Consider the following 12,304-nt stretch of genomic DNA (forward strand, 5'->3'; position numbering starts at 1 on the left):
TGGGCTACAATGGATTTTTTTCCGCCGGGCCGCCGGAGCGCCGGCCGCCGGAGCGCCGGGCATTCCCAAGGTAAGAAGCGTCCCCTTGGGGAGGCTGCCAGCCCAAGGCGCGGCATGGAAGCATTTTCTTTTGTCAAATTCAGGCCTTCGTCCCGTCATGACTACGAAATTTCAGGAACCACGCCTCGACTGGGTCATGTGCGCCAGCGCCTCGGGCACGCACCGCATGGCATATTGGGAGTGGGGCGACCCGGACAACGACCAGGTGCTGATGTGCGTGCACGGCTTGACGCGTACCGGCCGGGATTTCGATCGCCTGGCGCAACGGCTCGCCGGCCGCTGCCGGGTCGTGGCGCCCGACGTCGTGGGGCGCGGCCGCTCCGATTGGCTGATCGATCCGGCCGCCTACGCCATTGCGCAATACGTGGCGGACATGCTGGTGCTGATCGCCCGCCTCGAGCCCGCCAGGCTGGACTGGGTGGGCACGTCCATGGGCGGGCTCATCGCCTTGGGGCTGCATGGCGCCCAGGCCATGTCCGCCTTGCTGCGTCCGGCCCGTCCCGGACCGGGGCTGGAGGCGCCGCTGGAGTTGCCGCTGGGCCGCGTGGTGCTGAACGACGTGGGGCCGGCCTTGAACCTGACGGGCTTGCAGCGCATCGGCGAATACGTGGGCCAGGCGGTCACCTTTGACACGTTCGCGCAGGCGGTGGAGTATGTGCGCTCCGTGTCGGCTTCTTTCGGCGAGCACCAGGCCGCCGATTGGGAGGACATGTCTCGCCATGTCTTTGTGGAACACGACGGCAAATGGCAGCGGCACTACGATCTGCGCCTGTCGCAGGCCTTTTCGCGTCAGGCCGATGTGGACCTGGAGGCCGCCCAGGCTCTGCTTTGGAGCGCCTACGAAGGGCTGCCCGACAAAGTGCTGATCCTGCGCGGCGAACAGTCCGACCTGCTGTCCGCCCAGGCCGCGCACGAGATGCTGCGCCGCAATCCGCACGCGCAACTGGTGGAGATTCCCCAGGTAGGCCATGCGCCCATGCTGCGCAACGCCGAACAGATTGATTACATCGACCATTTTCTTGCAGGATAGTCTTATGCACGCCCAGGCCCGTCTGCCGGTTGACCTGCATTGCCATTCCGTGTTTTCGGATGGCCTGCTCACCCCCGCTGAACTGGCCGAGCGCGCCCATGCCAACGGGGTGCGCCTTTGGTCCCTGACCGATCACGACGAGATCGCGGGCCTGAAACCGGCGCGCGAACACGCCCGGGCTCTGGGCATGCGTTTTGTGGACGGGGTGGAGATCTCCGTGACCTGGGCCGGCCAGACGGTGCACATCGTGGGCCTGGGGATAGATCCGGACAACGAGACGCTGCGGGACGGGTTGAGCGACATGCGCGCCGGACGGCAGACCCGCGCTCGCGCCATGAGCGAGCGCCTGGCCGCCCTGGGCTTCGAGAATGCCTACGAGGGCGCCTTGCCCTTTGCCGGGAACCCCGAACTGATCAGCCGTACCCATTTTGCGCGCTTTCTGGTGCAGCAAGGGCACTGCGCTGATCTGGGCGAAGCGTTCCGGCGCTACCTGGGCGAGGGCAAGCCGGCCTTCGTGCCCACCCGGTGGGCCAGCCTGGCGCAGGCGGTGGACTGGATCCTGCAGGCCGGCGGCAAGGCCGTCATCGCTCATCCGGGGCGCTATGAATTCGACGACACCCGCTATCACGCCCTGTACACCCAGTTCCTGGAACTGGGCGGGGTCGGGATAGAGGTCTTGACGGGCAGCCATTCCCCTCGGGAATACGGCCTGTATGCCCAGGTGGCGCGCAGCTACGGCTTCCAGGTGTCCTGCGGGTCCGATTTCCACGGCCCTGGCGAAGGACTCATCGATCTGGGCGGCTTGCCGCCCTTGCCGTCCGGGCTGACTCCCGTATGGCAGGAATGGCTCTAGCTCGAAGGCAGGAAATCACGATGAACAAAGCTTTTGTGAAAGAATCCGACCGGGACGACGACGAGGACCTGGAACCCCAGGCCAGCGCCTTGCCCGCGGGTACCAAGAACTACATGACCGTGCAGGGCTACCGTCGCCTGCGGGCCGAACTGATGCAGCTGATGAACAAGGAGCGGCCCGACGTGGTGCAGATCGTGTCCTGGGCCGCGTCCAACGGCGACCGTTCCGAAAACGGCGACTACCTGTACGGCAAGAAGCGCTTGCGTGAAATCGACCGCCGCATCCGCTTCCTGACCAAGCGCCTGGAGATCGCCGAAGTGGTCGATCCGGGCCTGCAGCCCAACCGCGACCAGGTCTTCTTCGGCGCCACGGTGCTCTACAGCGACAGCCAGGGCGAGGAGTTCCGCGTCACCATCGTGGGCGTGGACGAGGCCGAGCCCCTGCAGGGCCGCATCAGCTGGATCTCGCCCGTCGCCCGGGCCCTGATCAAGGCGCGCGAAGGCGACACCGTGGTGCTGCGCACGCCCGGCGGCAAGAAAGAGCTGGATATCCTCGAAGTCATCTATCCCGACCCGGCCCCGGACCCCGATCCCGATGAATGAGCCTGGGTATGGGACGGCCTTGCCGGCCGTCCCGCAGCAGGCTGTTCCGAGGCGCATGCAGGCGCCCAAGCGAGTAACGCGTCGGCCGCAAGGCCATTGATTTTTCTTTTTCGCGCACGCCATTTTGCTTTTGGACCGAGCCGGTCGCTTCCGGGTAAAATGATGTGTTTACTTATCTTTCCTTCTTTTTTGCCCCTCCCGTATCGTGAGCCAAATTCTGTACTTCCCCGGTTCGTCCGTGCTCTCCGCCTTTCGTCGCGAGCGCCTGCTTGAACGCATCGAACAGTTGCAGCTGCCTGTCGCCGACATCCGCGCCCTGCACGAATATTACGTCTGGATCGACGAGTCTGGCCTGGATGCGACGGCGCGCCAGCAGCTGAGCGACCTGCTCGACGACGGCCAGCAGGTGCTCAGCCCCGAGCCGCCCAAGGGCGACCTGGTGCTGCGCGTGGTGCCTCGGCTGGGCACGGTGTCCCCCTGGGCGAGCAAGGCCACGGACATCGCTCACAACTGCGGGCTGGCGGCGGTGCGCCGCATCGAGCGCGGCGTGCGCTACCTGATCACGCCCAAGCGCGGCCTGCTCGGCGCCAAGGAGCTGGACCAGGTCCAGCTGGAGCAGATCGCGGCCCTGTTGCACGACCGCATGACCGAGACCGTGGTGGGGCAGCAGTTCGACGGCCAGGCGCTGTTCGCCGAGTTGCCCGGCAAGCCCATCCAGTCCGTGGACCTGCTGGGAGGGGGCGTCGCCGCCTTGCGCGAGGCCAACGACAGCATGGGCCTGGCTCTGTCGGACGACGAGATCGATTATCTGATGGACGCCTTCACGCGTCTGGGCCGCAATCCGCACGACGTGGAACTGATGATGTTCGCGCAGGCCAACAGCGAGCACTGCCGCCACAAGATCTTCAACGCCCAATGGGTGATCGACGGCCAGCGCCAGGACAAGACCTTGTTCGGCATGATCCGCGAAACCCACGCCGCCCAGCCGGAAAATACCGTGGTGGCCTATGCGGACAACGCCGCCATCATGACGGGCGGCCAGGCCAGCCTGTTCCATGCGGGCATCAGCGACCAGGCCGACGAACCTGTCTACCAGCGCCACCAGGCCCTGGTGCACACGCTGATGAAAGTGGAGACGCACAACCACCCTACGGCCATCGCGCCGTTCCCCGGCGCCTCCACCGGCGCGGGCGGCGAGATCCGCGACGAGGGCGCCACGGGCCGAGGCTCCAAGCCCAAGGCCGGCCTGACGGGCTTCACCGTCTCCAATCTGTGCTTCCCGGACAATCCGGAACCCTGGGAAGGCGACTCTCACGGCATCCCCGAGCGCATCGCCAAGCCGCTGGACATCATGATCGACGGCCCCATCGGCGGCGCGGCCTTAAACAAAGAATTCGGCCGTCCCAACCTGCTGGGCTACTTCCGCACCTTCGAGCAGACCGCCGCGCAGCAGCGCTGGGGCTACCACAAGCCCATCATGATCGCCGGCGGCCTGGGCTACATCGATGACCGCCTCACGCACAAGGATCCTTTGCCCGTGGGCGCCTTGCTGATCCAGCTGGGCGGTCCCGGCATGCGCATCGGCATGGGCGGGGGCGCGGCCTCCAGCATGAGCGTGGGCGCCAATCGCGCCGAACTGGACTTTGATTCCGTGCAGCGCGGCAACCCCGAGATGGAGCGTCGCGCGCAGGAAGTCATAGACCGCTGCTGGCAGCAGGGCGAACACAACCCCATCATCGCCATCCACGACGTGGGCGCGGGCGGGCTGGCCAATGCCTTCCCCGAACTGGCCAACGATGCCAAGCGCGGCGCCATTTTCGAGCTGACGCGCGTGCCGCTGGAGGAATCGGGCCTGTCGCCTGCTGAAATCTGGTCCAACGAATCGCAGGAGCGCTATGTGCTGGCCATCCTGCCCCAGGACCTGGACCGCTTCGACCGCATCGCCAAGCGCGAACGCTGCCCTTACGCCGTCGTCGGCGTGGCCACCGAGGAACGCCAGCTGCGCGTGACCTTCGGCGAGCGCCTGCCCGGCGTGGATGCCGACCATACGCCCAAGAGCGTGGACGAGCGGCCCGTGGACGTGCCCATGGACGTCATCCTGGGCAAGGCGCCGCGCATGGAGCGCGACGTGCAGCGCCGCGACGGCGTGCAGGAGCCGCTGGACCTGACCGTCATCAAGCTGGAAGAGGCCATGCAGCGCGTGCTGCGCCATCCCACGGTCGCCAACAAGAGTTTCCTGATCACCATCGGGGACCGCACCGTGGGCGGCATGTGCAGCCGCGACCAGATGGTCGGCCCATGGCAGGTGCCGGTGGCCGACTGCGCCGTCACCCTGGCCGATTTCGAGGGCGTGCGCGGCGAAGCCATGTCCATGGGCGAGCGCACCCCCAGCGCCATGATCGATGCCGCCGCCTCCGGCCGCATGGCCGTGGCCGAAGCCCTGACCAATCTGGTCGCCAGCGACGTGCGCGACCTGAAGGACGTCAAGCTGTCCGCCAACTGGATGGCCGCCTGCGGCGTGGACGGCCAGGACGCCGCCCTGTTCGATACCGTGCAGGCGGTCAGCCAGTGGTGCCAGCAACTGGGCCTCTCCATTCCCGTGGGCAAGGATTCCCTGTCCATGCGCACCACCTGGGAGCAGGACGGACAGTCCCGCCAGGTCATCGCGCCCGTATCCTTGATCGTCACCGCCTTCGCCCAGGTGGCCGACGTGCGCCGCACCCTCACCCCGCAGCTCAGGACCGACCAGGGCGACACCGTCCTGATCCTGATCGACCTGGGCCAGGGCCGCCAGCGCATGGGCGCCTCCGTGCTGGCGCACGCCTTCAACCAGGTGGGCCAGTCCGTGCCCGACATGCAGGACGCCCAGGCCATGCTGGCCTTCGTCAAGACCGTGCGCCAGCTGGCGGACCAGGGCCGTATCCTGGCCTACCACGACCGCTCCGACGGCGGCCTGGCGGCCACCGTGGCGGAAATGGCATTCGCGGGCCGCACCGGCGTATCCATCAACCTGGATATGCTGACCATCGATCCGCACGCCGCCGACTGGGGCGACTACAAGATCCGTCCCGAGCAGCTATCCGTGCAGCGCGACGAGATCACGCTGCGCGCCTTGTTCAATGAAGAAGCCGGCGCCGTCATCCAGGTGCCGCTGGCTCAGCGCGACGCGGTCATGCAGGCGCTGCGCGAGGCCGGCCTGTCGGCCCATTCGCACGTCATCGGCGGCCTGAACGGTTCCGACCAGATCGAGTTCTATCGCGACGGCGCCTGCATCTACCAGGCGTCCCGCGTGGAGCTGGCGCAGCAGTGGAGCGAAGTCAGCCGCCGCATCATGGCGCTGCGCGACAATCCCGCCTGCGCCCAGGCCGAGTTCGACCGCTGGCAGGACGCCCAGGATCCCGGCATCTCGCCGCGCGTGGCCTTCAATCCTCAGGAAGACATCGCCGCTCCCTTCATCGCCACCGGCAAGCGCCCGCGCGTGGCCATCCTGCGCGAGCAGGGCTGCAACAGCCAGGTGGAAATGGCCTGGGCCTTCGACACCGCGGGCTTCGAGGCCGTGGACGTGCACATGACGGACCTTCTGTCCGGCCGCGTGTCGCTGGAGCGCATGCAGGGCCTGGTGGCCGTGGGCGGCTTCAGCTATGGCGACGTGCTGGGCGCCGGCGAGGGCTGGGCCAAGACCATCCGCTTCAATACGCAGCTGTCCGACCAGTTCGCCGCCTTCTTCGGCCGTCAGGACACCTTCGCCCTGGGCGTGTGCAATGGCTGCCAGATGATGGCGGCCCTGGCGCCCATGATTCCCGGCGCTGACTTCTGGCCGCGCTTCACGCGCAACCAGTCGGAAAAATACGAGGCGCGCTTCTCCACCCTGGAGATCGCCGCATCGCCGTCCATCTTCTTCCGGGGCATGGAAGGCACGCGCCTGCCGGTGGCCGTCGCCCACGGCGAAGGTTTTGCCAACTTCCAGCGCCAGGGCGATGCGTCCCGCGTGCACGGCGCCGTCCATTTCGTGGACCATCACGGCCGCCGCACGGAGCAGTACCCTCTGAACCCCAACGGCAGCCCTGACGGCCTGGCCGGCGTCACCACGGCCGACGGCCGCTTCACCATCATGATGCCGCACCCTGAGCGGGTCACCCGCAACGTCATGATGTCCTGGACGCCCGCCAGCTGGGGCGAGGCCGATCGCGGCGCCGACCAGATGGCCAATGGCGGCTTTACTCCCTGGATGCGGATGTTCCGCAACGCTCGGGTCTGGATTGCTTAAATGCTTGCGCGTATAATCCATTTTTGGACGGAGTAAAAAGCATGCGTCTCATCAAGAAAGCACTGACCTTCGACGATGTGTTGTTGGTTCCTGCTTACTCCGAGGTTCTGCCTCGCGATACATCCCTGGTCACCCGCTTCACGCGGGACATCACCCTGAACATCCCGCTCGTGTCCGCCGCCATGGATACCGTCACTGAATCGCGCCTGGCCATCGCCATGGCCCAGGAAGGCGGCATCGGGATCATCCACAAGAACCTGTCCGCCGACGCCCAGGCCCGTGAAGTGGCCCGCGTCAAGCGCCACGAGTTCGGCATCGTCATCGATCCGGTCACGGTCACGCCCACCATGAAGGTGCGCGACGCCATCGCGCTGCAGCGCCAGCATGGCATCTCCGGCCTGCCCGTGGTCGAAGGCGGCAAGGTGGTGGGCATCGTCACCAACCGCGACCTGCGTTTCGAAGACCGCCTGGACCTGCCGCTGCGCGACGTCATGACGCCGCAGGAGCGCCTGGTCACCATGCGTGAAGGCGCTACGCTGGAAGAAGCCCAGGCCCTGATGCATCGCCACCGCCTGGAGCGCGTCCTGATCGTCAACGATCAGTTCCAGCTGCGCGGCCTGGCCACCGTCAAGGACATCGTCAAGAACACGGAGCACCCACTGGCCAGCAAGGATGCCCAGGGCCAGCTGCGCGTCGGCGCGGCGGTGGGGGTGGGCGAAGGCACCGAGGAACGCGTCGAAAAACTGGCGGCCGCCGGCGTCGATGCGGTCGTGGTCGACACCGCGCATGGCCAGTCGCGCGGCGTGATCGAACGCGTGCGCTGGGTCAAGAAGAATTTCCCCCGCATCCAGGTCATCGGCGGCAACATCGCCACGGCCGAAGCGGCGCGCGCTCTGGTTGAAGCCGGCGCGGACTGCGTCAAGGTCGGCATCGGCCCAGGGTCCATCTGCACCACCCGCATCGTGGCCGGCGTGGGCGTGCCCCAGATCACCGCCATCGCCGATGTGGCCAAGGCGCTGGAAGGCACGGGCGTGCCCCTGATCGCCGACGGCGGCATCCGCTTTTCGGGCGACGTGTCCAAGGCCCTGGCCGCCGGCGCGTCCGCCTGCATGATGGGCGGCATGTTCGCCGGCACGGAAGAATCCCCCGGCGAAGTCGTGCTGTTCCAGGGCCGTTCCTACAAGTCCTATCGCGGCATGGGAAGCCTGGGCGCCATGGTGGACGGCTCGGCCGACCGCTACTTCCAGGATCCCTCCAACAACGCCGACAAGCTGGTCCCCGAAGGCATCGAAGGCCGAGTCCCCTACAAGGGCAGCGTCATCGCCATCATCTATCAGCTGGTGGGCGGCGTGCGCGCCTCCATGGGCTATTGCGGCTGCAAGTCTATCGAGGAACTGCACGCCAAGGCCGAGTTCGTGGAAATCACCGCCGCCGGCGTGCGTGAATCCCACGTCCACGACGTGCAGATCACCAAGGAAGCGCCGAACTACCGCGCCGACTGATCTTCACAGTCTCTTGCATGCCAGAAACCGCCGGCCTTGTTGCCGGCGGTTTTCTTCTGTGGCCTATGGTTCAGTCCGCCAGTTCCAGCAGGAGCCGGGCCACCTGGTCGGGGTGCGTGATCATGGCGCTGTGCCCGCTGTCCAGTTCGCGGAAGTCCCAGTCTTTTTGCTGTCGCGCCCATTCCCGGGAGGTGTCCACGGCCTTGAAGGGCGGCTGGGTGCAGGAGACATAGGCGCAGGGGCGGGAATTGCCTATCATGGGATTCTGCAGGCGCAGCGCCGAGCGGTAGACGCTGAGCGGCTGGGGCGTCAGCCTGTGGCCCACGAAGTGCAGGTCTTCGGTGGCGTGCAGGCCCAGGGCGTTGAGCGGGGGAGGGGGCACGGCGGGGATGACGCTTTTGGCGGCCGAGGCCGTCATGCTTTCCACCACTTTGGGGGGCAGGGTGTCGAAGGTGCTGGTGCCGCTGGGCAGGATGAAGGGTCCAGGTAGACCAATTGGCGCAGGCAGCGCGGCAGCACGTCCGCCACGCCGCTGATGACCAGGCCGCCGAAGCTGTGGCCCACCAGCACCACATTGCACAGTTCCTCCCAGCGCAGCAGATTGGCCACGTCGTCAACGAAGGTGTCCAGCGTGATGTTGGAACTGAGCAGGTGGCTGCGTTCGCCCAGGCCGGTCAGGGTAGGAGTGTAGACCTTGTGGCCCTGGGCCTGGAGCCGGGCGGCGACCCGCGACCAGCACCAGCCACCGTGCCAGGCGCCGTGCACCAGCACGAAGGCGTGGCTGGAAGGGGCGTCGTCGACCTGGGTGTCGCAATCGTAGGAGAAGGCGTGCGGCAGGCTGTGGCGCCGCGAGGAAGGGGCGATGGATCCGCCGCCCTGCTGGCCGCTGGCCTGCGCGGTGTCGGTCTGATCGATGGGGCCGGTCAGGTGTGGGGTACGACTCGAAGACATACTGGAACTCCCTATGTGGCTGCATGTACTGTATCCGCCTTGCCGCACGAATGCCAGCCGGGCGGGACATTTTGCTCCCGCTGCGGTCCTGCTCCTCCCTAAGCGACGCGACACAGCGTAAAATAGATCCTTTACCGCTTTCTTATTGGCTCGAAATTTTCATGCACCAGCGAATCCTGATCCTCGATTACGGCTCCCAAGTCACCCAGCTCATCGCGCGCCGCGTGCGCGAAGCCGGCGTGTATTGCGAAATTCATCCCGGCGACGTGTCGGACGAATTCATCGCCAGTCAGGAAGGGCTCAAGGGCATCATCCTGTCGGGCAGCCACGCTTCGGCCTACGCCGAAGAATCCCTGAAGGTGCCCGCCTCGGTGTTCAAGGCCGGTGTGCCGGTGCTGGGCATCTGCTACGGCATGCAGGCCATGGCCATGCAACTGGGCGGCACCGTGTCCTTTTCGGACCACCGCGAATTCGGCTACGCCGAAGTCCGCGCCCACGGCCACACCCGCCTGCTGGACGGCATCCAGGACTTCACCACGGAGCAGGGCCACGGCATGCTCAAGGTCTGGATGAGCCACGGCGACAAGGTCACGGATCTGCCCGCCGGCTTCAAGCTCATGGCTTCCACGCCCAGCTGCCCGATCGCCGGCATGGCCGATGAAGAACGCGGTTTCTACGGCGTGCAGTTCCACCCCGAAGTCACCCATACCGTCCAGGGCCAGGCCCTGTTCCAGCGTTTCGTGCGCGACATCTGCGGCTGCGTCGGCGACTGGAACATGCCCGACTACGTGGAAGAGGCCGTCGCCCGCATCCGCGAACAGGTTGGCTCGGACGAAGTCATCCTGGGCCTGTCCGGCGGCGTGGACTCCTCGGTGGCCGCCGCGCTGATCCATCGCGCCATCGGCGACCAGCTCACCTGCGTGTTCGTGGATCACGGTCTGCTGCGCCTGAACGAAGCGCAGCAAGTCATGAAGACCTTCGCCGACAACCTGGGCGTCAAGGTCATCCACGTGGACGCCACCGATCGCTTCATGGGTCACCTGGCCGGCGTCACCGACCCCGAGGCCAAGCGCAAGATCATCGGTCGCGAATTCGTGGAGATCTTCCAGGAAGAAGCCGGCAAGCTCACTTCCGCCCGCTGGCTGGCGCAAGGCACCATCTATCCGGACGTCATCGAATCGGCCGCCTCCAAGACCGGCAAGGCCGTGGCCATCAAGTCGCACCACAACGTGGGCGGCCTGCCCGATACCCTGAACCTGAAGCTGCTGGAGCCCCTGCGCGAACTGTTCAAGGACGAAGTGCGCAAGCTGGGCGTGGCCCTGGGTCTGCCGCACGGCATGGTCTACCGCCACCCGTTCCCCGGCCCGGGCCTGGGCGTGCGCATCCTGGGCGAAGTCAAGAGCGAATATGCCGACCTGCTGCGCCGCGCCGACGCCATCTTCATCGAAGAGCTGAACAGCACCATCGATCCCGAAACGGGCAAGAGCTGGTACGAACTGACTTCCCAGGCCTTTGCCGTCTTCCTGCCCGTCAAGTCCGTGGGCGTCATGGGCGACGGCCGCACCTACGACTACGTCGTGGCCCTGCGCGCCGTGCAGACCTCCGACTTCATGACCGCCGACTGGGCCGAACTGCCATACTCGCTGCTCAAGCGCGTATCCGGTCGCATCATCAACGAAGTGCGCGGCATCAACCGCGTCACCTACGACGTGTCCAGCAAACCGCCGGCAACGATTGAGTGGGAGTGATTTAGCGGCTGGCAGTAACACCGCATTTGCCAATTTTTTTAAAGCCCTGTTTTTTCAGGGCTTTTTTGTTTGGAGAAGTCTGGTGGCCGCTGGCGGGTGTGCCGTGAGGACATGTCTGCGGACGCGGCGCTCCAGCCTTTCGCGTTGGCGGCGTTGCTTGTCAAGATCAGGGAGCGTTCGAGGCTCTACAGGAAGGTGAAACGACATGCTGTCGCTTGGTTCACCGGATGGGGACGGCTGTGAGACTTGCGCATCGGCTTTGTTTGGCGACGGAACACCGGGCATTCGTCCGTTACTGAGTTTGCATGGGAGGCCGACTTTTTCAAGGAAAATCGCCATGAATGTTCAATCCTCCAGCCAGACGAATGTCCAAGATCTGCAGCCGCAGGGCTTTGCGCCCGGCCCTCTGGGCACCGTCGGCAATCTGCGTTTCAAACCAGTGCAGGGCGGCACGGCGCCTATCAGGCGCAGCTTGCCGCCGAAGGTTCGCGATGCGTTGGCCGAACTGAAATTTCGCTTCAGCCGCGCTTCTCCTGAGGTAAGGGCACAGTACGGATACATGACTCAGCGCCACGACAACAGTCGTCGCATCGGCAATATGCTGGGCCTGCTGACGGCTCGGACGAACGATGCCAAAGCCCGGGGCAAAATTATCGAGGAACTGGGACAGTTGGCCAATCTGACACAGGGCAATTTGGCCAATCTGCCCGGCGCAATGGAATCCTTGTCTTTCTACCTGAGCGAATTGAAGCGGGAAGATATCGATGCTCTGCGGGACGGGGTGCTGGGTAATCGGACTGCCAAAGCGATAGTAATTGATCGGATTTCGCGTGACTTGAATGCGCAGGCCTTAGAGGTGCTGAAGCAGATTTCCTATGCTGTGGATCAGTGCGTGGCTCAAGAAGTCCTGCATGGGCCGTTAGTGAGCCTTTGCGACATGATGAAGGCCCCTTCGGAGCGTGGGCAGGAGCTGGCGATGTCTTTGTTAAGCTTGTTCGCTGAGAAGTCCATGCTGAAAATTTATCTCCAGTCTGTGTCCGAGACGAATTTGGCAGGCATGTCGATATTATTTGGACAGGATTATGTTGATAGCGCTCGACGTGCAATGCACGACATCGTCACAGAGAGAGAAGAGCAGCAGGCCCACGCCATGCTGATCTATATTCGCAAAGCAGTGGCGCGCGAGATTTAAACACGGCTTCGTCAGCCTCTGGAGAGTTTCGGCAACGCCTTGCGTCAAGCGAGGCAGACAAGGAATCAGCTCGCCGCATCGCAGGTTTTAAATGAGCTG

The 12,304-nt window shown here is 65.2% G+C and carries 9 protein-coding genes; 7 read left to right on the plus strand and 2 right to left on the minus strand.

Translation table 11 applies throughout. From position 1 onward, the window contains the following. The first annotated feature begins 196 nt into the window (after positions 1 to 196). The 5 genes from ACWPWO_RS08040 to guaB all read left to right on the plus strand — a co-directional run bounded on the left by ACWPWO_RS08040 (position 197) and on the right by guaB (position 8,314). Positions 197 to 1,090 (plus strand): alpha/beta fold hydrolase, encoded by an 894-nt coding sequence (locus tag ACWPWO_RS08040; RefSeq protein ID WP_454006325.1) that lies wholly within the window; start codon positions 197 to 199, stop codon positions 1,088 to 1,090. A 4-nt stretch (positions 1,091 to 1,094) separates the two neighbouring features. Then, positions 1,095 to 1,943 carry a 3',5'-nucleoside bisphosphate phosphatase gene (locus ACWPWO_RS08045; RefSeq protein WP_454005797.1) on the plus strand — a complete coding sequence of 283 codons (849 nt, stop codon included), beginning with the start codon at positions 1,095 to 1,097 and terminating at the stop codon, positions 1,941 to 1,943. A 20-nt stretch (positions 1,944 to 1,963) separates the two neighbouring features. Next, positions 1,964 to 2,545 carry a transcription elongation factor GreB gene (gene greB, locus ACWPWO_RS08050; RefSeq protein WP_454005798.1) on the plus strand — a complete coding sequence of 194 codons (582 nt, stop codon included), beginning with the start codon at positions 1,964 to 1,966 and terminating at the stop codon, positions 2,543 to 2,545. A gap of 205 nt (positions 2,546 to 2,750) precedes the next feature. Continuing rightward, complete coding sequence (purL, locus tag ACWPWO_RS08055) at positions 2,751 to 6,812, plus strand: phosphoribosylformylglycinamidine synthase (protein ID WP_454005800.1); 4,062 nt, start codon at positions 2,751 to 2,753, stop codon at positions 6,810 to 6,812. Between the two features lie 41 nt (positions 6,813 to 6,853). Next, positions 6,854 to 8,314, plus strand: coding sequence for an IMP dehydrogenase (gene guaB, locus ACWPWO_RS08060; RefSeq protein WP_454005802.1), 1,461 nt, complete (start codon positions 6,854 to 6,856; stop codon positions 8,312 to 8,314). A 70-nt stretch (positions 8,315 to 8,384) separates the two neighbouring features. Here the strand turns inward: guaB and ACWPWO_RS08065 are convergent, their stop codons facing one another. Together ACWPWO_RS08065 and ACWPWO_RS08070 are read right to left on the minus strand one after the other, a co-directional pair. Further along, positions 8,385 to 8,732 carry an alpha/beta fold hydrolase gene (locus tag ACWPWO_RS08065; RefSeq protein WP_454005804.1) on the minus strand — a complete coding sequence of 116 codons (348 nt, stop codon included), beginning with the start codon at positions 8,730 to 8,732 and terminating at the stop codon, positions 8,385 to 8,387. Next, positions 8,729 to 9,265: an alpha/beta fold hydrolase gene (locus ACWPWO_RS08070; RefSeq protein WP_454005806.1), complete on the minus strand. Its 537-nt coding sequence runs from the start codon at positions 9,263 to 9,265 to the stop codon at positions 8,729 to 8,731. The genes ACWPWO_RS08065 and ACWPWO_RS08070 overlap by 4 nt, the downstream gene beginning before the upstream one ends. 161 nt (positions 9,266 to 9,426) lie before the next feature. Here ACWPWO_RS08070 and guaA point away from each other — a divergent pair, with 161 nt between their 5' ends. Further along, positions 9,427 to 11,013, plus strand: a complete 1,587-nt coding sequence (guaA, locus tag ACWPWO_RS08075; RefSeq protein WP_454005808.1) for a glutamine-hydrolyzing GMP synthase — start codon at positions 9,427 to 9,429, stop codon at positions 11,011 to 11,013. A 337-nt stretch (positions 11,014 to 11,350) separates the two neighbouring features. After that, a complete protein-coding gene (locus ACWPWO_RS08080) occupies positions 11,351 to 12,205 on the plus strand; it encodes a hypothetical protein (protein WP_454005810.1) in 855 nt (284 codons plus the stop codon). Positions 12,206 to 12,304 lie beyond the last annotated feature (99 nt).

It is taken from the genome of Alcaligenes sp. Marseille-Q7550, from assembly GCF_965112015.1.

What these genes read in the sequence shown, in the direction of transcription:
- ACWPWO_RS08045 (WP_454005797.1), top strand. Translation starts at nt 1,095, where the DNA reads ATGCACGCCCAGGCCCGTCTGCCGGTTGACCTGCATTGCCATTCCGTG.
- guaB (WP_454005802.1), top strand. Translation starts at nt 6,854, where the DNA reads ATGCGTCTCATCAAGAAAGCACTGACCTTCGACGATGTGTTGTTGGTT.
- ACWPWO_RS08080 (WP_454005810.1), top strand. Translation starts at nt 11,351, where the DNA reads ATGAATGTTCAATCCTCCAGCCAGACGAATGTCCAAGATCTGCAGCCG.
- guaA (WP_454005808.1), top strand. Translation starts at nt 9,427, where the DNA reads ATGCACCAGCGAATCCTGATCCTCGATTACGGCTCCCAAGTCACCCAG.
- ACWPWO_RS08070 (WP_454005806.1), bottom strand. Translation starts at nt 9,265, where the DNA reads ATGTCTTCGAGTCGTACCCCACACCTGACCGGCCCCATCGATCAGACC.
- ACWPWO_RS08040 (WP_454006325.1), top strand. Translation starts at nt 197, where the DNA reads ATGTGCGCCAGCGCCTCGGGCACGCACCGCATGGCATATTGGGAGTGG.
- ACWPWO_RS08065 (WP_454005804.1), bottom strand. Translation starts at nt 8,732, where the DNA reads ATGACGGCCTCGGCCGCCAAAAGCGTCATCCCCGCCGTGCCCCCTCCC.
- greB (WP_454005798.1), top strand. Translation starts at nt 1,964, where the DNA reads ATGAACAAAGCTTTTGTGAAAGAATCCGACCGGGACGACGACGAGGAC.